Annotated in this window: 20 protein-coding genes, 1 other RNA gene and 1 other annotated feature; of the genes, 16 read left to right on the top strand and 5 right to left on the bottom strand. The window is 36.9% G+C overall.

The genetic code is table 11. The features are described 5' to 3' along the window. Window positions 1–8: 8 nt before the first annotated feature. On the bottom strand, window positions 9–1,535 hold the full coding sequence (locus MKY94_RS12450; RefSeq protein ID WP_144535748.1) for an oligosaccharide flippase family protein: 1,527 nt from the start codon (window positions 1,533–1,535) through the stop codon (window positions 9–11). A 91-nt stretch (window positions 1,536–1,626) separates the two neighbouring features. Between MKY94_RS12450 and MKY94_RS12445 the strand changes: the two genes are divergently transcribed. The 6 genes from MKY94_RS12445 (at window position 1,627) to dtd (ending at window position 10,246) form a co-directional block, all read left to right on the top strand. After that, on the top strand, window positions 1,627–1,941 hold the full coding sequence (locus MKY94_RS12445; protein WP_144535750.1) for a post-transcriptional regulator: 315 nt from the start codon (window positions 1,627–1,629) through the stop codon (window positions 1,939–1,941). 152 nt (window positions 1,942–2,093) lie between these two features. Further along, entirely contained in the window at window positions 2,094–4,364 is a 2,271-nt protein-coding gene (secDF, locus tag MKY94_RS12440; RefSeq protein ID WP_191696837.1) for a protein translocase subunit SecDF, read from the top strand. Between the two features lie 201 nt (window positions 4,365–4,565). Continuing rightward, a complete protein-coding gene (gene recJ / locus MKY94_RS12435; protein ID WP_342577125.1) occupies window positions 4,566–6,923 on the top strand; it encodes a single-stranded-DNA-specific exonuclease RecJ in 2,358 nt (785 codons plus the stop codon). Next, window positions 6,914–7,426, top strand: coding sequence for an adenine phosphoribosyltransferase (locus tag MKY94_RS12430; RefSeq protein ID WP_144535756.1), 513 nt, complete (start codon window positions 6,914–6,916; stop codon window positions 7,424–7,426). The genes recJ and MKY94_RS12430 overlap by 10 nt, the downstream gene beginning before the upstream one ends. A gap of 152 nt (window positions 7,427–7,578) precedes the next feature. Then, window positions 7,579–9,771, top strand: a complete 2,193-nt coding sequence (locus MKY94_RS12425; RefSeq protein WP_144535758.1) for a bifunctional (p)ppGpp synthetase/guanosine-3',5'-bis(diphosphate) 3'-pyrophosphohydrolase — start codon at window positions 7,579–7,581, stop codon at window positions 9,769–9,771. Between the two features lie 37 nt (window positions 9,772–9,808). Further along, on the top strand, window positions 9,809–10,246 hold the full coding sequence (dtd, locus tag MKY94_RS12420) for a D-aminoacyl-tRNA deacylase (protein ID WP_144535760.1): 438 nt from the start codon (window positions 9,809–9,811) through the stop codon (window positions 10,244–10,246). Window positions 10,247–10,558: 312 nt separating this feature from the next. Here the strand turns inward: dtd and MKY94_RS12415 are convergent, their stop codons facing one another. Then, on the bottom strand, window positions 10,559–12,109 hold the full coding sequence (locus MKY94_RS12415) for an SH3 domain-containing protein (RefSeq protein ID WP_191696839.1): 1,551 nt from the start codon (window positions 12,107–12,109) through the stop codon (window positions 10,559–10,561). A 113-nt stretch (window positions 12,110–12,222) separates the two neighbouring features. Then, window positions 12,223–12,461 (top strand) — a binding site (T-box leader). Between the two features lie 55 nt (window positions 12,462–12,516). Here MKY94_RS12415 and hisS point away from each other — a divergent pair. The 3 genes from hisS (at window position 12,517) to MKY94_RS12400 (ending at window position 15,969) form a co-directional block, all read left to right on the top strand. Next, on the top strand, window positions 12,517–13,794 hold the full coding sequence (gene hisS / locus MKY94_RS12410; RefSeq protein WP_144535764.1) for a histidine--tRNA ligase: 1,278 nt from the start codon (window positions 12,517–12,519) through the stop codon (window positions 13,792–13,794). A gap of 2 nt (window positions 13,795–13,796) precedes the next feature. Then, window positions 13,797–15,557, top strand: coding sequence for an aspartate--tRNA ligase (aspS, locus tag MKY94_RS12405; protein ID WP_342577123.1), 1,761 nt, complete (start codon window positions 13,797–13,799; stop codon window positions 15,555–15,557). A gap of 136 nt (window positions 15,558–15,693) precedes the next feature. Then, a complete protein-coding gene (locus MKY94_RS12400; RefSeq protein WP_191696841.1) occupies window positions 15,694–15,969 on the top strand; it encodes a YqhV family protein in 276 nt (91 codons plus the stop codon). 290 nt (window positions 15,970–16,259) lie between these two features. Here MKY94_RS12400 and MKY94_RS12395 read toward each other — a convergent pair whose 3' ends face one another. Then, a complete protein-coding gene (locus MKY94_RS12395; RefSeq protein ID WP_191696929.1) occupies window positions 16,260–17,468 on the bottom strand; it encodes an MFS transporter in 1,209 nt (402 codons plus the stop codon). Between the two features lie 159 nt (window positions 17,469–17,627). Beyond that, the gene (locus MKY94_RS12390; protein ID WP_191696842.1) at window positions 17,628–18,257 is read right to left on the bottom strand and encodes a LysE family transporter; all 630 of its coding nucleotides are present in this window, start codon (window positions 18,255–18,257) and stop codon (window positions 17,628–17,630) included. A gap of 223 nt (window positions 18,258–18,480) precedes the next feature. On the opposite strand from MKY94_RS12390, the gene ssrS reads away from it, so the two are divergent. From ssrS to MKY94_RS12375, 3 genes are all read left to right on the top strand, one after another. After that, window positions 18,481–18,668, top strand: a non-coding RNA gene (ssrS, locus tag MKY94_RS12385) — 6S RNA. A 339-nt stretch (window positions 18,669–19,007) separates the two neighbouring features. Then, window positions 19,008–19,769, top strand: coding sequence for a tRNA threonylcarbamoyladenosine dehydratase (locus MKY94_RS12380; protein WP_144535772.1), 762 nt, complete (start codon window positions 19,008–19,010; stop codon window positions 19,767–19,769). A gap of 68 nt (window positions 19,770–19,837) precedes the next feature. Next, window positions 19,838–20,032, top strand: a complete 195-nt coding sequence (locus MKY94_RS12375) for a hypothetical protein (RefSeq protein ID WP_144535774.1) — start codon at window positions 19,838–19,840, stop codon at window positions 20,030–20,032. 139 nt (window positions 20,033–20,171) lie between these two features. Here MKY94_RS12375 and MKY94_RS12370 read toward each other — a convergent pair whose 3' ends face one another. Continuing rightward, window positions 20,172–21,458 (bottom strand): replication-associated recombination protein A, encoded by a 1,287-nt coding sequence (locus tag MKY94_RS12370; protein WP_342577122.1) that lies wholly within the window; start codon window positions 21,456–21,458, stop codon window positions 20,172–20,174. A gap of 423 nt (window positions 21,459–21,881) precedes the next feature. Between MKY94_RS12370 and MKY94_RS12365 the strand changes: the two genes are divergently transcribed. From MKY94_RS12365 to MKY94_RS12350, 4 genes are read left to right on the top strand one after another with little or no spacing between them, the layout of a single operon-like run. Continuing rightward, a complete protein-coding gene (locus MKY94_RS12365) occupies window positions 21,882–22,304 on the top strand; it encodes an Rrf2 family transcriptional regulator (RefSeq protein ID WP_144535777.1) in 423 nt (140 codons plus the stop codon). 17 nt (window positions 22,305–22,321) lie between these two features. Further along, the gene (locus MKY94_RS12360; protein ID WP_342577121.1) at window positions 22,322–23,455 is read left to right on the top strand and encodes a cysteine desulfurase family protein; all 1,134 of its coding nucleotides are present in this window, start codon (window positions 22,322–22,324) and stop codon (window positions 23,453–23,455) included. Between the two features lie 16 nt (window positions 23,456–23,471). After that, window positions 23,472–24,587 carry a tRNA 2-thiouridine(34) synthase MnmA gene (gene mnmA, locus MKY94_RS12355; protein WP_342577120.1) on the top strand — a complete coding sequence of 372 codons (1,116 nt, stop codon included), beginning with the start codon at window positions 23,472–23,474 and terminating at the stop codon, window positions 24,585–24,587. 14 nt (window positions 24,588–24,601) lie between these two features. Then, the gene (locus MKY94_RS12350; RefSeq protein WP_342577119.1) at window positions 24,602–25,258 is read left to right on the top strand and encodes a tetratricopeptide repeat protein; all 657 of its coding nucleotides are present in this window, start codon (window positions 24,602–24,604) and stop codon (window positions 25,256–25,258) included. Window positions 25,259–25,261 lie beyond the last annotated feature (3 nt).

The raw sequence follows: 25,261 nt of genomic DNA, 5'->3' as shown, positions 1-25,261 counted from the left end.
TATTTATATTAAAATTTATTTTTAGTTGTTTTTGCAATTTTAAAGATGACACTAACTTCTTTTCGTTTAATTTGTCCAAATAGCAATAGACCAATAGTTAAGTAAACCAAAGTTATCAAACAATCTACTATTAATGGCTGACTCCCTATGGATATTACCATTGGACGGGTAATAATAGTGGCGATAAAAACTACATATGGCAATGCAAAGAAAGAGAATCCGATTTGGGCTTCTTTCTTTTCTTTAAGTGAAGCGATATGTAAAAACGAAGTGATGAGAACACCAAATCCTATCGCGACAATTGCTCCCTTTTCTTGAATGGATACCTGAGAGGCAAGGAAAAACAATAATAATAATTTCCCTACTCCACCATACAGAGAGTTTAAAAAAGCACTGTTAGAACTATTCAACGCCTGTAGGATGGAGAAGAGTGGGCTTTGAATATAGTAAAAGAAAAATATCGGTGCAAGTATTTTCATATAAACTGTTGCGTTTTCTACATGAAACAATTCATAGACAAGTTCGCCTCCATGTAGATAGAATAACGTAGCTGCATAACAACCAGTTAAAGTAGAGAACTTTAATGAAAGATGTATTCTCTCTTTTAATAAGCTATAATTTTTCCTTGCATAGGCGTCGCTAACAGCTGGTATAAGGACGATAGACAAGGCAAAAGGTATGAATGATGGGAAGAGCAACAAAGGAACTAAAACACCGGAGATGACACCATAAAGAGTTGTAGCGGCTACGGCACTAATTCCAGTAATGGCTAAAGCTTTAATAAAAATGATAGGCTCTAAAAACCAAGTGAACGATCCAAAAAGCTTACTGCCCGAAGAAGGCAGTGCAATTGCAAATAATGGTGATAAGGGATATGCTTTTTTAGATTTCTTATACGTCTGGCTTTTCTTCCATTTGTTATATCTCCACTTCAGATAAAGTAAAGAAGCGGCCTCTGCTAATAAGGCTAAGAACATGGCGTAAGCAGCAGCTTCCTGTGGAGTTGAGGAAGTTAAAAACAATGGTAATGCAAAGGTAATCAGTAAAATACGCACAATCTGTTCAATAAGTTGGGCTATTGCTGTTTCTTCAAGTCTTGCAATACCTTGCAAGAATCCCCTAAGAATTCCACCTGCTGCAGCAATCGGGACAATTGCAATTGAAACATAGAGAGTCATTGTAATAGCATCGTTCTTTAGCAAGTTACTAGAAATTAGAGGAGTAACAAAGATAAAGAGGGGAGTAAAAGCTATCATAGAGACTACTGTGACAATTACGGATGTTCTCATAACGGTAAAGTACTCTGAAATAGCGTTCCTTGTTCGTAACTCTGCTACTATTTTAGTAATAGCTATAGGTATGCCCAGTTGGATCAGCGAAAGAAAGAATATGAATGCTGGATAAGCCGTGCTGTAAATTCCAACAGCCTCTTCTCCCGTTAATCGAACAAATTGCATACGATAAATAAAACCTAGAAACTTGGACAAAAAAATGGCAAACATTAATACAATAGACCCTCTTAAATAAGTTGACAATTAAACACTTCCTTCTCAAATACAGGAACTTCGTTTACAATAATAATATGCAAGCTACTTACCACATTATTCTATAAAGAGGTGCAGTATTTTGGAAAACTCATACAATCATATCTATACACACGTACTACCTGCTCTAGAGAGCAAAAAGAGTGAGTTTAAAGTTTATCAGTACGAAACTGTAACAGAAGCAGATATTTGGAAGTATTGTGTAGAAAAGAAATGGAGAAAGCTAGATGTTCTTTCCTTGTCTCTTCATAAGATTGTTAATGACGTTCTTTCCATAACACCTGCCGAGTATATGACCTACGAACAAATTGAAAATTCTCGAACATCTAATTGGTTCTCGGAAATCAATCAAGAAGAATTACAAATCTTATTGAATCCTCAAACAGAGGAAAAATAAGCAAAGAGTCATTTGACAGTAAGGGGTATCGTGTTTCATAATAAACATGTTGCATTTTTTGGAATTAAAACAGATAGAATATTACGTAATTGTTTTTAGCAATAGTCTTTCTGACGAAGGAAGTCTGTGGTTATTTTTAGGAGGAAGTACATATGAAAACAAGAGGACGCATAGTTGCGTTTCTACTGCTTCTAGTGATTTTTGCCGGGACTATAAGCCCGACAGTTAGTGGAGTATTAAACAATATTAAATTAGGTCTAGACTTACAAGGTGGATTCGAAGTTCTTTATCAAGTAGATGAACTCAACAAAGGACAAAAAATCACAGAGGAAGTAGTAGCTGATACTGCATCTGCTCTTACAAGCAGAATTGATGTTCTAGGAGTAAGTGAGCCTAGTATTCAAATTGAAGACGGAAATAGAATTAGGGTTCAGCTCGCTGGAGTAGAAAATCAGGAATCAGCGCGGGAATTACTTTCTACTCAGGCTAATCTGTCTTTCCGAGACTCAGAAGATAATATCATGCTAGATGGTATGGACTTAAAAGAAGGCGGAGCAAAATCTGCCTTTAATCAACAAGGACAACCGATTGTTACATTAGAATTAAAGGATGCAAATAAATTTGCAGAAGTTACTGAACAGATAGCTGCTAAACCAGCACCTGACAATGTGCTAGTTATTTGGTTAGATTTTGAAGAAGGAGTTGACTCCTACGCTGCTGAGGTGTTGAAGGAAGAACAAAAATTCATTTCCAACCCTCGTGTTACACAACGAATCAGTTCAGAAAGCGTAGAAATCTCTGGAGCATTTTCAGTGGATGAAACTAAAAACCTTGCGGGAATTCTAAATGCAGGAGCACTACCAGTTAAGCTTACCGAAATTTATTCAACTTCTGTTGGAGCTCAATTCGGTGAACAGGCATTGGATAGCACAATTCTAGCAAGTATCATTGGTGTTTCAGCTATATTCTTGTTTATGATTTTCTATTATCGCCTTCCAGGTCTTATTGCGGTAATTTCATTGGTTGTTTATATTTTCTTAATCTTAGTAGTTTTTGATTGGATTAATGGGGTACTTACGCTGCCAGGTATCGCCGCAATTGTTCTCGGGGTAGGTATGGCGGTTGATGCCAACATTCTTACCTATGAACGTATAAGGGAAGAGTTGCGTGTAGGTAAGTCGGTGAAGAAATCTTTTGAAAGCGGAGCAAAGGAATCATTTACTGCTATCTTTGATGCTAATATCACGACACTTTTAGCTGCAGTCGTATTATTCTATTTTGGTACAAGCTCAGTAAAAGGTTTTGCAACGCTTTTAATCATTAGTATATTGGTTGTATTCATTACAGCTGTTTGGGCTTCACGTATTTTATTAGGTCTTTTAGTGCATAGTGGGTACTTTGACAATAAACCAGGTTGGTTTGGGATTCCGAAAAAACGTATTCATGCTCCTGAAGAAGAAGTAGATACATTAGATTTAACAACAAAGTTTGATCGTATAGATTTTGTTCATAATCGTAAAATTTTCTATATCGCTTCTATTGTGTTAACGGTAGCAGGGATTGTTATTTTAAGTGTATTCAAATTGAATCTTGGAATTGACTTTTCATCTGGTACACGCGTTCAAATTGAGTCAAATACTCCATTAACGCAGGAAATAGTATCGGAGAAATTGGATTCTATCGGGTTATCTACTGAGGATATTGTAATTTCAGGAGAAAATGCTGATGGAGCTGTAGTTCGATATAAAGACGAATTTTCTCAAGAAGAAATTAAGACTTTAAAAGCAGATATAAACGAACAATTTGGTGCAGAACCACAAGTAAGTACTGTGTCATCTACGGTTGGTAAGGAACTTGCCGCAAATGCAATGAAAGCTTTGCTATTCGCTGCTATTGGAATTGTAATTTATGTGGCGTTCCGATTTGAGTGGCGCATGGGTGTTGCTGCCATTGTTTCCTTATTACATGATGCATTCTTAATGATCGCGATATTTAGCATTCTTCGTTTAGAAGTCGACATTACATTTATTGCAGCTGTTTTAACTATTGTAGGTTACTCGATTAACGATACAATTGTAACGTTTGACCGAATTCGAGAAAATCTTCACCGTAGTAAAGCAATTACTACTGAGGAAGAGCTTGCGACAATTGTAAATAAATCACTTCGTCAAACATTAGGACGTTCAGTAAATACTGTGTTAACCGTTGTTCTTGTAGTAGTGGCACTATTATTGTTTGGTGCAGAAGGTATTAGAAACTTCTCTATTGCATTATTGATCGGTTTAGTTGCAGGGACGTATTCATCACTGTTTATCGCAACTCAATTATGGTTTGATCTAAAAGCTAAAGAGCTTCGTAAAACAGGTGGTATAAAAGTAGAAAAAGAAGAGAAAAAATGGGGTTCAGACGAGCCTGTGGTATAACAGTAAAAAGAGCAGAGTATTCATTCTCTGCTCTTTTTTTCTTTTTAATATGGAAAGCAAATGATTTATGTAGAATTCTAGGCTATTGGAAAAAGAAGGACTGACTTTGAAATGTTAGTTACTCAGACACTTTTGTTAAAGTAAAAATATTAATCCCTCAAGGTTTTTACGTTATAATAAAACTTAAGGAAGTGAAATAAAATGATACAATCTCAAAAAAGATGGAGAATCTCTAGACCTAATGATGATTTGGTTACAACCTTTGAACAAGAACTCACGATTCCAAGAGTCTGTGCTAAAGTACTAGTATCTAGAGGGTTTAATAGCGTAGAGGAAGCTAAAAGCTTTATATATATTACTGAAGATAACGTTCATGATCCTTTTCTCTTTGAAGGGATGGAAAAACTGGTAGAAAGAGTCCATCAAGCGATAGATGCTGGAGAAAGAATTATGATTTACGGTGACTATGATGCAGATGGAATAACAAGCACAACTGTCATGATGAAAACATTGGAAGCTATGGGTGCAGATGTTATCTTTAAAATTCCTAACAGATTTATAGATGGTTATGGACCAAGCGAGCGCTTATTCCAACAGGCCTTTGATGAAGGGGTCAAACTTATTATTACAGTAGACAATGGAATATCCGGCATACAGCAAATTCAGTTTGCTAAAAACTTAGGAATGGATGTAATAGTAACGGATCACCATGAACCTGGTGAGGTGCTTCCCAAGGCAGATGTAATTATTCACCCTGGTTTACAAGATACAAAATATCCTTTCTCGCATTTGGCTGGTGTAGGGGTGGCATTTAAAGTTGCTCATGCTTTACTAGGTGAAATACCGAAAGAATTATTTTACCTAGTAGCCATTGGGACAATTGCCGATCTCGTATCGTTAAAGGGTGAGAATCGTTATTTTGTCCAACAGGGTATTAAGCAGATGAAGAAAAATGATTCTATTGCAATTGAGGCTTTGGCAAATGTAAGTGGAGTTGAAACAAGCGCTATAAATGAGGAAACTATCGGTTTCGCTTTTGGACCGCGTATCAATGCTGTAGGGCGTCTTGGAGAAGCTTCCCCGGGAGTTGAGTTGTTTTTAACAGAAGAACCAAATAAAGCACTTGCTCTAGCTAATATGTTGAACGATAAAAATAAAGAACGACAAGCTATTGTAAAGCAAATCACGGATGAAGCGATTGAATTAATCGAACAACAACACTTAGACTTAAAAGGTCCAAGTGTTATTGTAGTTGGTAAAGAGGGATGGAATCCTGGCGTATTAGGAATTGTTGCATCAAAATTAGTGGAAAAATATTATCGTCCTTCAATAGTTCTTGGGTTTGACGTAGAAAAACAAATTGCTAAAGGTTCTGCACGTAGCATCGAAGGATTTCATATGTACAATGAGCTAGCTAAGAATAGCGATATAGTAACTCATTTTGGTGGTCATCCGATGGCAGCAGGTATGACCTTCCCTCTCGAACATGTAGAAGAATTTAGAAACAGACTTAATGAACAAGCGACGACGTGCCTGACTGAGGAACAGTTAATACCTGTTGTATCAATTGATGTGCCACTGGAAATGCATGAAATATCCACGGAATCCATTCAATCCATTCAAATGCTTTCTCCTTTTGGTATGGGTTTTGCTAAACCTGTATATTGTTTAGAAAATATAGAAGTGAACTCAGTAAGGAAAATTGGCTCTGCCCAAAACCATGTGAAGATGGAGCTAATGCAGGGTGCTGTTTTGTTAGACGCTATCGGATTTGGAAAAGGTGATCTTGCTGATGAGATTGCACCGGCAACCAAATTATCCTTTATTGGAGACTTGCAAATCAACGAGTGGAATGGGCGAAAAAAACCACAGCTTATGATTCAAGATGCAAAAACGAATCAGTGGCAGTTGTTTGATATAAGAGGCATTCGCCAGGTGAATAGATGGCTGCCTACTATACCAGAGGGAAATACTACCTTTGTCTGCTTTAACAAGGAATCTTTAGCTCATTTTGAATCTATTATTTCTGGCAAAATATGGTTTCACAATAACGTAATAGAAGAAGGCATTGTTTCCGATTGTATTTGTTTACTAGATCTACCATTAGAGGAGCAATATTTAATAAACTTGTTAGAACACCATGATTGGCAACGAATTTATGCTCACTTTTTTGCAAACGAGTCTACTTATTTTGAAGGATTACCAACCCGAGAACAATTCAAATGGTATTTTTCTTTCATTGCTAAAAGGAAAAATTTTGCTTTAAAACAGCATATTCACGAACTATCCAAACATACTGGATGGAGTCCAAACACAATAAATTTTATGTCAAAGGTGTTTTTTGAGTTAAATTTTGTTAGAATAGAGGGTGGCACATTGGTCTTGAATGAAAATCTCCCTAAAAGAGATTTATCTGAAGCGCCAGCCTATCAACAGCGTACAAAGCAGATAAGTTTAGAGCAAAAGCTTTTGTATGCACCATATAAAGAGCTGAAACAATGGTTTGAAGAGCGAAGAGCAGCACAAACCGTTCCTGAGGAGGAGCAAAAATGGATTTAAAGAAATATGTAACAATTGTAGAAGACTGGCCTAAACCAGGTATTCGATTCAAGGATATTACAACAATTATGGACAATGGAGAAGCATACAAATATGCGACTGACCAAATTGTTGAATATGCAAAAGAAGTGGATGCAGATATTATTGTTGGACCAGAAGCACGTGGATTCATCATTGGATGCCCTGTTGCTTATGCTTTAGGCATAGGTTTTGCACCAGTTCGTAAGGAAGGCAAGCTCCCTCGGGAAGTAATTCGTGCTGAATACGGATTAGAATATGGGAAAGATGTTTTAACTATGCATAAGGATGCAATTAAACCTGGTCAGCGTGTACTTATTGTAGATGATTTACTTGCAACAGGTGGAACGATTGAAGCAACCATTAAGTTAGTAGAAGAACTTGGCGGTGTAGTGGTTGGTTGTGCATTCTTAATAGAATTGTCTTATTTAGAAGGACGCGACAAATTAAAAGACTACAATATTCGTACGTTAATGCAATACTAATATTATTCATTTTCTATATAGACATAATTTGTGTATAATAAGAAAGTAATCGACTATACAGTTTAAGGGTGGACTTTACAAGTCCCTCTTTTTTTTTATAAAATATAGCCTATATACTATTTTTGAAAAATAACGAAAACAGGTGAGTTAGCATGGCAAAAGATCAGGTGAAGACAGCAGAAGATGTTTTTGAAACACTTTCTACTTATATGAATAAGGAACATGTTGACTTCGTTAAAAAAGCATACGAGTTAGCAGAACATGCCCATCGAGAACAATTTCGTAATTCTGGCGAACCGTATATTCTTCATCCCATACAAGTAGCAGGTATTCTTGCTGATCTTCAAATGGATCCGGAGACTGTTGCTGCTGGCTTTTTGCATGATGTAGTAGAGGATACCGAGTATACAAGAGATGATATTGTTCGAGAGTTTAACGAAGAAGTTGCTCTTTTGGTTGAAGGAGTGACCAAGCTAGGTAAAATTAAATATATGTCTAAAGAAGAACAACAGGCAGAAAATCATCGCAAGATGTTCATAGCAATGGCGCAAGATATTCGGATCATCCTGATTAAACTTGCTGACCGTTTACATAATATGCGTACTTTAAAGCATTTACCCGAAGAAAAACAACGTAGAATTTCAAATGAGACGCTAGAGATTTTTGCACCACTTGCTCATCGTTTAGGGATATCCGCAGTGAAATGGGAATTAGAGGATACAGCTTTACGATACTTGAATCCGCAGCAGTATTATAGAATTGTCAATTTCATGAAGAAAAAACGCACGGAGCGTGAATCATACTTAAAAGATGTAATGAATGATATTTGTAAACAGTTGGACGAGATGGAGGTAGATGCAGATATATCCGGAAGACCAAAGCATATATACAGCATCTATCGAAAAATGGTAGTCCAAAACAAACAATTCAATGAAATCTATGATTTACTAGCAATGCGAATCATCGTCAATAGCATTAAAGACTGCTATGCGGTTTTAGGTGTGATTCATACGCTTTGGAAGCCAATGCCAGGTAGGTTTAAAGATTATATTGCGATGCCAAAGCAGAACCTATACCAATCCTTACACACTACAGTAATTGGCCCTAATGGAGAGCCATTAGAGGTTCAGATCCGTACAGAGGAAATGCATAATATTGCTGAGTATGGGGTTGCTGCACACTGGGCCTACAAAGAGGGCAAAAAGGTGGAGACTGGTAAGCAAACAATAGATTCAAAACTTACATGGTTTAGGGAGATACTTGAGTTTCAACAAGAGTCATCCAACGCAGAAGAGTTTATGGAATCTCTGAAATTTGATTTGTTCTCAGATATGGTCTACGTTTTTACCCCTAAGGGGGACGTCATCGAATTACCTGCTAGTTCTGTTCCTATTGATTTTGCTTACCGAGTACATTCGGAAGTTGGCAATAAAACAATTGGTGCTAAGGTAAACGGAAAAATGGTTCCTTTAGATACAAAGCTAAAAACAGGAGATATTATAGAGGTTCTGACCTCTAAGCAGTCCTTTGGTCCGAGCAGAGACTGGATTAAAATTGCTCAATCCTCTCAAGCAAAAAACAAGATTAAGCAATTCTTTAAAAAACAGCTTAGAGAAGAAAACATTATCAAAGGTAAAGAGTCAATTGAAAAAGAAATCAAGGCACAGGAATTTGAAATAAAAGAGGTCTTGACTCTCGAAAATATCAAACGAGTTTGTGAAAAATATGCATTTGCTGGGGAAGAGGACTTATATGCCGCTGTGGGCTTTAATGGAATTACCGCCCAGCAAGTCGTTAACCGATTAGCAGAAAAAATGAGAAAAATACGCGACCAAGAGGAAGCGTTAGAAAAAATTAATACAGAAATGAACACTCCACCTACCAAGAAAACGACAGAATCAGGAGTAGTCGTCAAGGGGATAGACAACCTTCTAATACGACTTTCTCGTTGCTGCAGCCCCGTTCCTGGGGACGCTATTGTTGGATTTATAACCAAAGGGAGAGGTGTATCTGTTCACCGAGCAGATTGTCCGAATGTCCAAAATGACAATGCTCATTCACGCATTATAGAGGTTGAATGGGAGCAAACTGATTCACCTACCAAGAAGGATTACCAAGTTCATATAGAAGTGTCTGCATTTGATCGGACAGGTCTTCTTAATGAAGTTCTTCAAGTAGTAAACGAATCTAAAACGAATATTGTTGCAGTAAGTGGCAAATCGGATAATGATATTGCCTCCATTCATCTGTCTATTCTTATTTCTAATATTGCTCATCTTCATAAAGTGGTAGATCGTATTAAGCAGCTGCCAGATGTGTACTCTGTTCAGCGTATTATTAATTAAAGCTAACAACAGCGTATTATTAAAGGAGTTATGGTATATGAAGGTTTTGTTGCAGCGATGTAAAGATGCAAGTGTTACTGTTGACGGTGAAGTGACTGGTAAGATAGACAACGGTTATTTGTTGTTAGTAGGAATCACGACTACAGATACTGAAAAAGAAATAGAATATTTAGCGAACAAAATTGAAGGCATTCGTCTCTTTGAAGATGAAGAAGGCAAAATGAATCTTTCGATTAAGGAAGTAAATGGTTCTATTCTTTCTGTCTCACAATTTACCCTATATGCTGATACTAAGCGTGGCCGTAGACCAAGCTTTATAGAAGCCGCTCGGCCAGAAATTGCAAAGCCCCTTTGGGAGCTATTTAATGAAAAGCTACGTTCAAAAGGTTTTGTAGTAGAAACCGGCACATTCGGTGCAATGATGGACGTGGCATTTACAAATGATGGTCCTGTGACAATCATGCTAGAAGCATAATTTAAAAGCAGTGCTACTATTTTTAAGTGGCACTGTTTTTATTTTGGTATCGCATTATCTTACTACAATCCTCGTTTATAGGATTAGTAAGGTTTTTGCTTGTCCAACAGGAGGAGGGAGATAGATAAGACATCACACACGATGCGCAAGCGGCGGTGATGGCGTTCCCCCTGCGGAAAGCGTCCGCTTTAAGCGGAAATCAGCTGTACGCTTCAAAAGCCATATATGAAAAAGGAGGGAAGTCATGACATGAGTCACTACTTCCCTCTCTAAAATAGCATTTATAGTTATTTTGCTGTTTCTTAACAATTTTTATTTCAATTGACTATCAAAATAGTCAATAATCCCGTTGTATATTCCGTGTGTTGCCTGTTCTCTAAATCTCTGGGTAGTGACATTCTGTTCCTCTGTTGGATTGCTCAAATACCCTAACTCTATTAAAATAGCAGGCTGTTTATTTTCTCTCAATACTAGATAATTGCCTGGTTGAGTCCCTCTATCCTTCAGAGAAATCATATCTCCAAGACCATCATGGACATGCTTTGCTAGCTCTTTCTGATAGCTATTCATGTAATAGGTTGTAAAACCTCGAACAGAGCTATTATCGATAGCGTCATAGTGTAGGCTTATAAATGCGTCGGCTCCAACTTGATGACCTATTGAAACTCTTTTTCGTAAATCTACATATTCATCTGATTGTCGGGTCATCCTAACATTAGCGCCTGCTGCTTGAAGCTTGGAAGAAAGTAACTCTGCAGTTTTAAGGGTAATATCTTTTTCATCTGTTCCAAGAGCACCTGTTGTCCCACGGTCGTTGCCTCCGTGCCCAGGATCGATAACGATAGTAACTCCATCTAGAGTTCCTTTTTTTCGCTTAGAATTTTCCTTCTTTTCCCCTTCTTTAACCGTACTTTGTGAAGTGGAGTCCCCTGTATTTGAAACTACCCAGCTTGCAAGGTAGCCGATTTTACCGTTTCCTAAATCCACCTTATACCAATCATCAATAGTTTCTAAAACAGCAAATGATTCGCCGGCAGAAGCTCTTTTTAAAACCTCGCTATTAGTGCTTTTATCCGAACGGATATTAGTTCCACTATATAGAACAGTTATCGTATCCGATGCTGGAATAGAGGAATTAGATTTTACAGCATTAGAGAAATTCCCGTAAAAACTATAGAGCCATCCTTTTTTTCCATTTTTAAGCTCTACTTGAATCCATTGATGATCTGTTGCAAGCACCTTAAATTCATCGCCTTTGTTCACTTGTCCAATCTTTTTAGAAGACAAATCTGGATTGGCTCGGACATTTAATACATCAACTGAAATAACAAAGGTTCTTTTCTCAGTTGTGCTGGATGGTGTAGAAGTTTCCACTGGTGTTTGATCAACTATTGTAACGTATGTATTATTTACCCATCCTTTTTGCCCGTTGAAGTCAATTTCAATCCATTCTTTCTCCGAACGAGATGTTAAATATTTGTCTCCTTCGTTTAGTTGTCCAATGACAGCTGAGGATACTGAAGGTGCTGTGCGGACATTTAATCGGTTTACCTTGGAAACAATTTGCTTGTTAGCTAAATCTGATGTTTCCTCAGTTGTATACCAACTTGCAACCCATCCAGATGTATTTTTGTATTTTACTTTTAACCAATCGTTTTCTTTAGAGATTATTGTCAACTTTTCGTTCTTTTGTACCGATCCAATTGCATCGTAAGTGAGGCCTGGACCAGATCTGACTTTTAAAGAATCCACATTGACCACAGCTTGCTGTTCTTGAGCTTGGACCTCCATCTTTACATTAGGGATTATTAGTACAACTAAAAGCAGAAATATTGCCAATTTGTGGACTAATTTGTTATTCATTGGATCACCTCTAACTATATTGTAAATAGTCAAATAAAAAATTACTACCTTTTCTTTAAAAAGGTTGACTTATTTCATTTACGTCATTATGATAAAGTATAATTAAAAAATATAACAAACCGATGACCGAAAAAGTAACTGTTTGAACGGGATGACAAGAGAGGGAAAGACGTGGCTGAAATCTTTCCTACATACGCCTACAGTGAACAACATTCGAGAGGATTTTTGTCGAAAGAGTTTTCTTTAGTAGGCAAAAACGGATCTGGCCGTTATCCAGCGTTGAGAGGGTTAATAGATGTATTAACCAACTAGGGTGGAACCGCGGAAGCTTATAAAAGCTCTCGTCCCTTGCTATATGCAAGGGATGAGAGCTTTTTTTTATATGGATTTGAGAGGAGTCTATGGAAATGGATATTAAATTACCAAGAGGAACACAGGACATTTTGCCATCAGATACAGCAAAATGGCAGGTAGTAGAGGAATTAATAAGAGAGCAATGTCGTATGTACCACTACAAAGAAATCAGGACACCTGTTTTTGAACATACAGAGCTTTTTACAAGAGGTGTAGGAGATACAACGGATATTGTTCAAAAAGAGATGTATACATTCCAAGATAGAGGAAATCGTTCCCTAACATTAAGACCAGAAGGTACAGCATCTGTAGTTCGGTCGTTCGTTGAACACAAGATGTTTGGCTATCCGGACCAACCAGTAAAGTTATATTATATGGGGCCAATGTTCAGATATGAGCGTCAGCAAGCAGGTAGATATCGTCAGTTTGTTCAGTTTGGTATGGAGGCAATAGGTAGCTCAGATCCAGCGATTGATGCAGAAGTAATCTCACTAGCAATGTCCATCTATAAAAGAGCAGGCTTAAAAAGCTTAAAACTAGTGATTAACTCATTAGGTGATACTGAAAGTCGTATCGCTCACCGCGAGGCTTTAGTTAATCACTTTGAGCCACATATTGAAGAGTTTTGCTCAGATTGCCAAAATCGATTACAAAAAAATCCACTTCGAATTTTAGACTGTAAGATAGACCGAAACAATCCATTGATGGAAACGGCTCCTTCATTAACAGATTATTTAAATGAAGAATCTGCAGCTTATTTCGCAAAAGTAAAAGAATATTTAACAATGTTGAATATTGATTTCGAGGTAGATCCTAATTTAGTACGTGGGCTAGACTATTACAATCACACTGCATTTGAAATTATGAGCACTGCAGAAGGATTTGGTGCCATTACTACACTTGCTGGTGGGGGAAGATATAACGGACTAGTAGCAGAGCTTGGTGGTCCAGATTCTCCAGGAATTGGCTACGCAATGAGTATTGAACGACTATTACTTGCAATGGAAGCAGAAAAAATTGAGTTTCCAGATACTACATCATTGGACGTTTACTTAGTAGCAATGGGTGAGGAAGCAAAGAAAAAGGTAACAGAGCTTACATTTGAGCTTCGTAAGCATAAAATCTCTGCTGATATGGACTATTTGGAACGCAAAGTAAAGGCTCAAATGAAATCAGCTGACCGCTTAAAAGCGAAGGCAGTTATTGTAATTGGTGAGGATGAACTAGAAAAACAAAGTGTCATGTTAAAGGATCTATCTACAGGAACTCAACAGCTTGTACCTTTTACATCCTTAATAGATGAAGTAAAAAAGTTAACGGAGGCAAAATAACAATGAGTAGAACGCATACAAGTGGACAACTAAACGAACAACATATAGGAGAATCCGTTCAATTAATCGGATGGGTTCAGAAAAGAAGAGACTTAGGTGGATTAATATTTGTTGATATGAGAGATCGTTCTGGCATTGTGCAAGTAGTATTTAACCCAGAGATTTCAGAATCAGCAATCCAGGTAGCAAATACTTTAAGAAACGAATTTATCATTGAGGTAAAAGGGAATGTTGTAGCGCGAGCAGAAAATCAAATTAATCCTAATATTCCTTCTGGTGCTATCGAGGTTCAAGCATTAGAGATTTCAATTATTAACGAAGCAAAAAATCCTCCTTTTTCTATCGAAAATCAAACAGATGCAGGGGAAGATATTCGTTTAAAATACCGTTACTTAGATTTAAGAAGACCTGTTATGTATGACACATTTAAAATGCGTTCAGATATTACGAAAACTGTTAGAAGATTTTTAGATGATGAAGGCTTCTTAGAAGTAGAAACACCAATTTTAACAAAATCTACGCCAGAGGGAGCGCGAGATTATTTAGTGCCAAGTCGAGTGCATGATGGAGAATTTTATGCGCTGCCTCAATCCCCTCAGCTATTCAAACAATTGCTTATGGTGGGTGGATTTGAAAAATATTATCAAATTGCTCGTTGCTTCCGTAATGAAGATTTACGTGCTGACCGTCAGCCAGAATTCACTCAAATTGATATGGAAATGAGCTTCCTATCAATGGATGAAATTTTAGAAATGAATGAGCGCATGATGCAAAAGATAATGAAAGATGTTAAAGGTGTAGAGGTTAGTATACCATTCGCTAGAATGGACTATGACGAAGCAATGGCTAGATTTGGATCAGATAAACCAGATGTTCGATTTGGTTTAGAGTTAACAGATCTTTCAGATCAAGTAAAAGATAGTGCCTTTAAAGTATTTACTTCAGCAGTAGAAGCAGGAGGCCAAGTTAAAGCTATTAACGTCAAGGGAGCAGCCGATAACTATTCACGAAAAGATATTGATGCGTTAGGAGAATATGCTTCTCGCTATGGTGCTAAAGGTCTTGCTTGGTTAAAAGTTGACGAGGAGGGCGTAAAAGGTCCTATTGCTAAATTCTTTGAAGGAGAAGCGGCTAGCACTCTTATTAAAACTTTAGATGCTAATGCGGGAGATTTATTGTTATTCGTAGCAGACAAAAAGTCTGTAGTAGCTGATGCCCTTGGAGCGTTACGTTTGAAATTAGGTAAAGATTTGAATCTTATCGATGAAAGTCGTTATGCTTTCCTATGGGTAGTAAACTGGCCATTATTCGAATATGACGAAAAAGAAGGACGTTATTACGCTGCACACCACCCATTCACACGTCCGGCTGATGAGGACCTACCTTTAATGGAAACAGATCCAAGTCAAGTAAAAGCACAAGCATATGACCTTGTACTAAATGGCTATGAACTTGGTGGAGGATCCCTGCGTATATATTCAAGAGAAGTTCAAGAAAAAATGTTTGAGATTCTTGGATTTTCTGACGAAGAGGCAAAAGCTCAGTTTGGGTTCTTAATGGAAGCATTCGAATACGGTACACCTCCACATGGTGGAGTAGCCTTCGGGTTGGACCGTTTGGTTATGCTGCTATCTGGAAGAACAAATCTTCGTGATACGATTGCCTTCCCTAAAACAGCTAGCGCAAGCTGCTTACTGACTCAAGCACCAAGCCCAGTAGCAGAAGCACAGCTAGATGAATTGCACTTAAAATTAAATAAGTAAAAACAATAATAATTAACCACCTTTTATAGGTCATACAATAAAAGGTGGTTTTTGAATAAATTGAATCTAGGAGAGGTTATAAAATAATTTAGAAGGAGCTAACATATACTCTATTAAATGATTGATAATTGGAAGGATGATCGAAGTTATAGAAAAAGCTTTACTCTTTATTATTTTATTAAGACTTCTTTCAGGAAGTGTAGAAATCACTGCGGCAATGTTTATGCTGAAATTTAATAACTTGGAAAAAGCTTTCTATATTAATTCCATGCTAGCTCTAGTCGGACCATGTATTTTAATCGTCACAACTGGTATAGGTTTAATGGGCCTAGCGGATAAAATATCAATGACTCGAATAATTTGCTTATTTGCGGGTATTTTATTGATACTGTTCAGCGTGAATGCTAAATAGAGTTTGAAGAACTTAGTATATAGTTTTGACAAAAAATGAGCACCTAGATTGTCTCTGCTTAAAGATAGAGGGAGTAGGTGTTAATTTTTTTTGCTATGTTAAAATTTGCGATGGATACCAAGCTAGTATAACTTTAGGGGAGTTACAGCAATTAGCTAATAATTGTCATGAATGGTTATATTATTAAAAGTAAATAAGTGACTCCGTAATATAAAAAATAATAAAAAGACCGATAATGCGAATGCAAATTATCGGTCTTTGTCGTTTTTATAGTATTGACGTATAATCTTCTAGGCAATTTCATTCTCTGTCTTCTCGATTTCATCTATTTTAACTAGCTTAAAGACAAGAAACATAAGTAGTATGCCAAGAATACCACAGCCGATATAAAATGGATTTAAATAGTTTTTCATGACAAGTGAAAGTATAGGTGGTCCTGCTGCAACCCCTATAAAACGAGCTGAACTATAAAAAGAAGAAATGGTGCCTCGCTCTTCTTTTTTTATATTTTCTGTGATTATTGTGTCTAAGACAGGGAGTATGGCTCCAATAGCTATACCAAGTATACTTGTAACTATTAACAACAGAATGAGTTGTTCCTTGACAAAACCAATAAAAACGACACTAGCTGAACTAATAATAAGAGATATGATCATAATTCGTTTAATCATTTTGAGCTTTCCTTCAATTTTTCGGCCAGTAAGGAAAGAAGATATACATAAAAACAATAGGGGGATTGCTAACACAAAACCTTTCTTAACACCTTTAATATCATGAATTTTTTCTAGTATTTCTGATAAGTAAAACAATACTCCGAATAATACGAACATCGCAAAGATACCATTTAAAAATACCGAGGTCAGCCACTTACCCTCTGCTTTAAAGGTTTCCTTTACTTTACTTAAAAATTCTTTTATTTTGTCTGGCTCTTCATTGTCCCCTTTAGGAACTTTGACAAAGAAAAATATTAAAACGAAAGCAATGGCACTAAAAATTGAGATTGAAAAGAATGGAAAAAACCATAGTATTGCTGCAATCGCCGAGCCTATAATAGGACTCAACACTTTCCCAAGCGTATTAGATGTTTCAATAATACCTAAGGTGGAGCTAGTTTTTTCTGAATCATCTTTAAAAAGGTCTCCGACTAGTGGTAATACAATCGGCATTGCTCCTGCCGCACCCATCCCTTGTAGAATTCTACCAATAATAATAGTTGTGTAAGGATTCTCCATTTTCCAAGAGGCAAAACCAGCAATTAGTCCACCCAATAAAGCAAGAAGTAAGCAGGGCAAAATAATTTTCTTTCTTCCTAATCGATCCGATAAATAACCAGCCACTGGAATGAGAATAATAGCAGCAATGGAGTAACTAGTTATAATCATACTCGATTGAAAAGAACTGATATCCACCTTTTTTTCTAAGATCGGCAAAACTGGAATCAGCATAGAGTTCCCTAACGTCATAACTAAAGGAATGGAAGATATGCTTATAATACACATCTTGCTTACTGTATTAATTTCATCTTTCTTACCCAACCTACACACCTCAATTTTAATTATCAATTAAGGGTATGTTCTCCTTGAGGAATTGTTTTATGCATTCATCAAAACAAATGTCCACTAACAGTTAATTATTATGTATAAGGAAAAATCCTTAACTTAAAATAAGGAATAGTAGGCCTGAATGCCAAAGTAAATTCCAAACGCAATCATTGATAATGATGAGATGATGGACACCGTTTTTAGAAGAGAAGTTGATAATAATTTTCTTGAACCACTTGAGATAGTAGCCATTGTTAAATCTACAAGTGTAATACCTAATAAGATAGTAATACTATATAAAATAACTTCTAGTCCAGATAACGAGCCACTAGCGCCACCGACTAGTATGGAGCCATAAATCCCAAGCCAAAATAAAATAGTCAAAGGATTCAATAATGCCATGAGTAACCCCGATAAAAAAGAATGTCTTAAACGTACTACTTTTCGATATTTTGCATCCATAGATATATTATTGACCGTAAGTAAATTTTCAATGCCAGTATACATGAGTACAAAAAAGCCAAAAGACCATAAAAAAGTTTTCATCATTGGACTGTCGATAAATTGTCCCACTCCAAAATACACCATAAGCATATAAAGTATATCTGTTGCAATGGCACCCAAACCAAAAAACCATGCATGAAAAAATCCGTTCTTTATACCGGTATTAAGTAGGGTAGCCTTTACAGGGCCAATGGGTGCCGCTAAAGAGACACCAAGAATAAAATACGTCATTAGTGAATTCACAAATAGACCTCCGTTAAATGTCTTGTCTATGAATAATATTCACATGTAGGGTCATCTAGGACTAGTTTTCAATAGAATTTTTAAGTGGTGACTTTAATCATAAATTAAAGGAAATAATTATGAGTATGAAAATTTTACTATAAATCATTATTCAGAATAGTTAAATTATAGTGTGGTGTTTCATTTGAAATTCATTAATATCTGTGATAATATATAAGTAATACGAATCCTGATGTGTTCGCAAAATGCCAATCAGTTTTGACCGAACAATTATATCGTCGGGAGTCTAACTTTTATTGTTGATGACATGCCCTCTAGTCTAGGGACTTCAAAGACAGTAAAGAGGACACCCACCTGCTCTGTGCGGGTTCAAAACGATAAGCTCTATTAGTCGGCACGATTGGGATTCGTCTATCTTTAAACAGTCAGCCTCCTGCATCTTTGTAGGAGGTTTTTTTCTGCGCTTTGAGGTCGGCACGTGACCCAATTCTTCAATTGTATTCAATAATAGTAATCTCTATTTGAGCAAAAAAGAACAAGAAATGAATATATCTTTTTGTAATACGTTTACCTATCGTTAGACCTCACATTACAATCATCGACTTAAAAGTTGCATTTAGTTTATAATATGGGGGCATGGGTACAACAGCAATAAATTTAGAATGTACTAGCGTAGGCATAATGATTTTGTTAATATTTGAGAAGTGAAAAGATAAAACCAACTAATCTGATATAAATGGAGTGTTTAGTATGTTACATCAATTTTCTAGAAATGAACTTGCTATCGGTAAAGAGGGTGTAGATTTCTTAAAAAATACAACTGTTGCAATTTTAGGAGTCGGAGGCGTCGGTTCATTTGCAGCAGAAGCATGTGCTCGCAGTGGAGTGGGGCGTATTATTTTAGTTGATAAGGATAACGTGGATATTACGAATATCAATCGTCAATTAGTAGCCTATATGTCTACTATCGGGCGGTCAAAATCCGAAGTGATGAAAGAGAGAATAGCAGATATTAATCCAGAATGTGAAGTAATTGACATGCATATGTTTTATACCGAAGAAACTTATGAACAATTTTTTGCGATGAATATTGATTATGTAATTGATGCATCTGATACTATTGTATATAAAATTCATCTAATGAAGGAATGTTTAAAACGAGGCATTAAAATTATTTCTAGTATGGGAGCAGCAAACAAAACGGATCCAACTCGATTTAAAATTGTAGATATCTCTAAAACACATACCGATCCAATAGCAAAAGTGATTCGTACTAAGCTTCGTAAGGAAGATCGAATTACAAAAGGTATCCCAGTAGTCTTTTCGGATGAAAGTCCTATCGTAGTAAGAGAAGATGTAGTAGAGACAGTAGGAAAACCAGATGCAGCAATTCGTAAAGCAAAAATGCCACCATCATCTAATGCTTTTGTACCGTCTGTGGTTGGATTAATCTGTGCTAGCTGGGTAATAAATGATATCACGAAAAATATTACAGTGAATCGAGTGCAGTAATTGGTTGCAGTTTTTTCCACATCACTTATACTAAAACTAATCACATTTCAAACGAGGTGGAAACTTATATGACAGAAACAACAAATCAAGAAGAGCCAAAGAAAAAAATGACTCTTCAAGAAGCTGTGAAACAAAAGCTTGAAGAAAAGAAAAATCAAGCTGGTGGCGGCAAAGCAAAAGGAAACGGCCCAGCAGCCAACCAAAAAATGAAAAGCCAGCAAACCAAGAAAGTAAGTAATACACGCAGAAAAATGGGTGTGTAATTACTAAATTCGAAGGTGCACACCTTTAAGTTTGCAAACAAAAAACGCTACCGATTTTTTCGGTAGCGTTTTTTCATAGTAAAGCAGTATATGAATTTCTCTATTTCTCGCATTGCCAACAGGCACAAAAGCTATTTTTCTACTTTTCCTTCTTAAATTTCTCCAATTTGTTATAAATAGCAGAAAGACGTTTCTCTTCCCCTGCATCTATTGGATCGTAGAATCTTGTTCCGACTAAATTATCTGGAAGATAGGTTTGGTTTACCCAACCGCCAAAGGTTCCTATTTTATGATCATGAGGATATACATAGCCACCATGTCCAAGCTCCTTGGCTCCAGAGTAATGAGTATCCTTTAAATGACTTGGGATTTCTCCTGTTTTACCTGAATGTATACTACTAATAGCCTTATCAAGTGCTACATATGCCGAATTGGATTTCTCTGATAAGCACATTAAAACTACGGCATTGGCAAGGGGAATGCGTGCCTCAGGGAGTCCAAGTCTTTCTGCGGATTGTATAGCGGCTAATACTTGTGGGCCCACTGAAGGATTGGCAAGTCCAATATCTTCATAGCTCATTACCAATAATCTTCTGCTAACTGCTACCAAATCTCCGTTTTCTAATAGATGGGCAAGATAATATAATGCTGCGTCCGTATCACTACCCCGAACTGATTTTTGTAGTGCAGATAACAGATTATAAAAGTGTGAACCTTTTTTGTCTCCAAAGACGCCAACACGATCGATAAGGCTATCCAGAGTGCCATTCTCCACTACAGTCACGCCATTTTCTTCAAAGCTGGCAAAAACGGTAGATTCTAATAGAGTCAATGCCTTTCGAGCATCTCCATTTGAAGCATCCGCTATTTTTAGCCGTTGCTCATCGGTGATTTTAATAGGAGTTTTGCCTAGCCCTTTGTCAGGATCCTCTAAGGCTCTTTTTAGAAGAACATCTACATCCTCAGTAGTAAGACGCTTTAACTGCTTTATTTCACCACAGCGTGAGCGTATCGCTGGATTTACATCGTGGAAGGGATTTTCCGTTGTAGCCCCGATAAGAATTATAGAACCGTTTTCAACATGGGGCAAAAGTGTATCCTGCTGTAGCTTGTTGAAGCGATGGATTTCATCTAAAAACAAAATTACCTTTCCGCTAATCCGAGCATCTGCTACGACATCCTCGACATCTTTTTTTCCGGCCTTAGTTGCATTTAATGCAATAAAGGGTAATTTGGTTGTCCCAGCAATCGCAAAAGCTAAAGAGGTTTTGCCCACACCAGGATCTCCATAAAGAAGCATAGATGGTACATGCCCATTCATTATCATTTTATATAATGCAGTATCCTTACCGATTACATGCTGTTGACCAGCAATTTCATCGATTGTTTGAGGTCTCATTCGATAAGCTAAAGGTTCATTTTGCAAAATGATCTCTCCTTTTTATTCGTATTTGAAATCCTGTTTTTGAAGAGAGGATTGATTGTAAATAAAGTATTTGAGTGACTTTGATCTGGCACCTGGATTACATTTAAGACACTTAAGTACGAATGTATGTCTATTACAAATTGATTGTACTAGAACGTGTTCGTCAAAAGATAATCATTTACTTGTCAGTGCAGGTACAAGCGAATGTGCTTTGGTTATACAAAACGTACATTTGTTCCTTTATTATATAGAAGATGAGACAAAAAGTCATTTTGAAGTCGTTAGCCCTATGAGTTATGCTATACTAGGGAAAGAATTTTTTTACCTATGAAGTTAATCTAAATAGAAACAATCTAAGTCCTATAAATACTTTTATAGTGAAATATAAGAATGAATGGATAAACGAAAAATGAGGTGGGACATTTGAAATTTTCAACAAAGGGCCGTTATGGTCTTACAATTATGGTGGCGCTAGGTAAGCAATACGGAGAAGGACCTCATGCGCTACGTCAAATTGCCTCTGAGCATTCCTTATCGGAAGCATACTTGGAGCAAATCGTATCTCCATTGCGCAATGCTGGATTGGTTAAAAGTGTTAGAGGAGCTTATGGAGGCTATATGCTTTCTAAAGCGCCAAATGAAATTACTGCAGGCGATGTCATTCGTGTGCTTGAAGGTCCCATTCAAATAGTTGAAGGAATTGAAGAGGAAGCTCCACCGCAGAGAGAGTTATGGATGAGAATTCGTGATGCGGTCAAGAATGTACTCGATACAACTACTATTGAAGACCTAGCAAAATATTCGGAAGAAAACCCAGATACAAAAGGGTATATGTTTTATATATAAGGAGTTAAGAGTTCATCATGAATAGAATATATTTAGATCATGCTGCTACAACGCCAATGGCAGAACAAGTGGTCAATACATTTGTAGAAGAAATAAACCAAGTATACGGAAATGCATCTAGTATTCATCAAACAGGGAGAAGCGCTAGGAAAAAACTAGACGATGCTCGAACAATTCTAGCTCACTCTATTGGCTGCCATGAAACAGAGATAACTATTACGAGTGGTGGGACAGAAGCTGACAATTATGCGATATTTGGGACAGCATTTGCCCGTAAAGATGTAGGTAAGCATATTATTACTACACAAATAGAACACCACGCTGTTTTGCATGCCTGTGAACAACTTGAAAAAGAAGGCTTTGAAATAACCTACCTACCCGTAGACAGTTCTGGCTTAATCAGTATTGAATACTTGAAAAAATCATTACGAGAAGATACTATTTTAGTTTCTGTAATGTTTGCAAACAATGAAGTAGGAACGATTCAGCCAATTAAAGAAATTGGAAATCTCCTAAAGGATCACCAAGCATACTTCCATACGGATGCCGTACAGGCCTACGGCAGTGTCAAAATAGATGTACAAGAGTTCCATATTGATATGCTAAGCGTATCAAGTCACAAAATTAATGGACCTAAAGGAATTGGTTTTTTATATCAACGAAAAGATATTTATTTAAAGCCATTATTCTATGGGGGACAGCAGGAACGAAAAAAACGAGCAGGCACCGAAAATGTCCCTGCAATTGTTGCATTTGCCAAAGCGGTTGAGCTTAAACAGCAAAATATAGAGGATAACAATTCGCATTATCGTAAGCTAAAGGATGCTTTTGTCACACAGTTGGAGAAAAATGGAGTAGATTTTAAAATCAACGGGACGCAGAACGAGGTTCTAACCCATGTTGTGAACTTAAGTATTCCGAAAACAGATGTAGAGACATTCCTCGTCCAATTAGATTTAGCAGGAATCGATGCCTCAAGCGGCTCAGCTTGTACAGCAGGCTCTATAGATCCTTCCCATGTGCTAGTTGCTATGTACGGAGAGAGCTCTCCAGAACTAAGAAACTCAGTACGTTTTAGCTTTGGGCTAAACAATACTAAAGAAGAAGCTGTAGAAGCAGCTAACAAAATAAGTAAAATTATTCTTGGATAACTGAAATGAGTGAGTAATGATGAAGAGAAAAGAAGATACAAGAGTTGTAGTCGGTATGTCAGGAGGAGTTGATTCCTCCGTTGCTGCCTATCTTTTAAAAGAACAAGGTTATGATGTAATCGGGATTTTCATGAAAAACTGGGATGATACAGATGAAAATGGAGTTTGTACGGCAACAGAGGATTATGAAGATGTTATTAAAGTATGTAACCAGATTGGTATACCTTATTATGCTGTTAATTTTGAAAAACAATATTGGGATAAAGTATTTTCATATTTCTTAGAGGAATATAAAGCGGGACGAACACCAAATCCTGACGTAATGTGTAACAAAGAAATAAAATTCAAAGCATTTTTAGAGCATGCATTGGCACTTGGGGCTGATTATCTTGCAACGGGTCATTATGCTCAAGTAGAAGTGCGAGACGGCCAAACGAGGATGCTAAGAGGCAGAGATAATAATAAGGACCAGACCTATTTCTTGAACCAATTGAATCAAGAACAGCTTGGAAAGGTTATGTTCCCAATTGGACATTTAGAAAAGAAAAAAGTGCGGGAAATTGCTCTGGAGCAAGGACTTGCGACAGCTACTAAAAAGGATTCCACTGGAATTTGCTTTATAGGTGAGAGAAATTTCAAAGAGTTTCTAAGTCAATATCTACCAGCTAAACAAGGTACGATGGAAACAATGGACGGAAAAGTGATGGGCAAACATGATGGCTTAATGTACTACACTATTGGCCAACGTCATGGCTTAGGTATTGGTGGTTCAGGTGATCCTTGGTTTGTTATAGGAAAAGACTTGAAAAGAAATGTTTTATTAGTTGGACAAAATATCAATAATGATGCTTTGTTCTCTACAAGCCTTACTGCTACTGATTTATCCTTTACAACTACATTAGACAAGCCAGCATCTTTTGATTGCACAGCTAAATTCCGTTATCGTCAAGAAGATGTAGGAGTTCATGTAGAGCTACTGGCTGACAATCGTGTTCGTGTAATATTCGATCAACCAGTTCGTGCGATAACTCCTGGTCAAGCAGTTGTTTTCTATCAAGGGGATGAATGCCTTGGGGGAGCAACAATTGACGAAGTATTTAAAGATGGTCTTAAACTGGATTATGTAGGTTAATGGAGGTAATGGATTTGAATTATAATGAACTAGGAATCCAAGCGATTCAAGAAGAAAATTATGAAAAAGCAGCAGAGTTATTTACAAAAGCAATTGAAGAAAACCCAGAAGAGTCAATTGGTTATATTAATTTTGGCAATTTACTAGCTTCTATGAATGAGAACGAACGTGCGGAGCGTTTCTTTCAAAAAGCAATTACTTTAGACGAAAATGCTGCAACTGCTTACTATAGCTTAGCAAACTTGTATTTTAATGCTGAACGCTATGAAGAGGCTGCCAAGTTATATGAAAAAGCAATTACAAATGGTATAGAAGGCCCGGATGCTTATTTTATGCTTGGTAAAAGCTTTCAAAAAGTGGACCAAACTAAGCTTGCCCTTCCATATCTTCAGAGAGCCTATGAATTGGACTCCCAAGATATTCAGATTAAGCTAACATATGGCATAGCACTTGCAAGTATAGAAATGTTCGATGTGGCAGAACCAATCTTCAAAGAAATTTTAGCATTAGATCCAGAAAATGCAGATGCTCATTACAATATGGGGGTATTATATGCCGTGTCTACTTCAGACACAGAAAGTGCCCTTAAGCATTTGAAAGAAGCTTTTACCATTCAACCAAACTATGATCAAGCAAGATATGTGTACGATATGATTTCTCTACGTAATTAAGAA

The organism is Psychrobacillus sp. FSL K6-2843 (assembly GCF_038626375.1).
Lineage (GTDB): Bacteria > Bacillota > Bacilli > Bacillales_A > Planococcaceae > Psychrobacillus > Psychrobacillus faecigallinarum.
The sequence above is the reverse complement of the archived record's forward strand: the minus strand, read 5'-3'. Positions and strand labels throughout refer to the sequence as shown.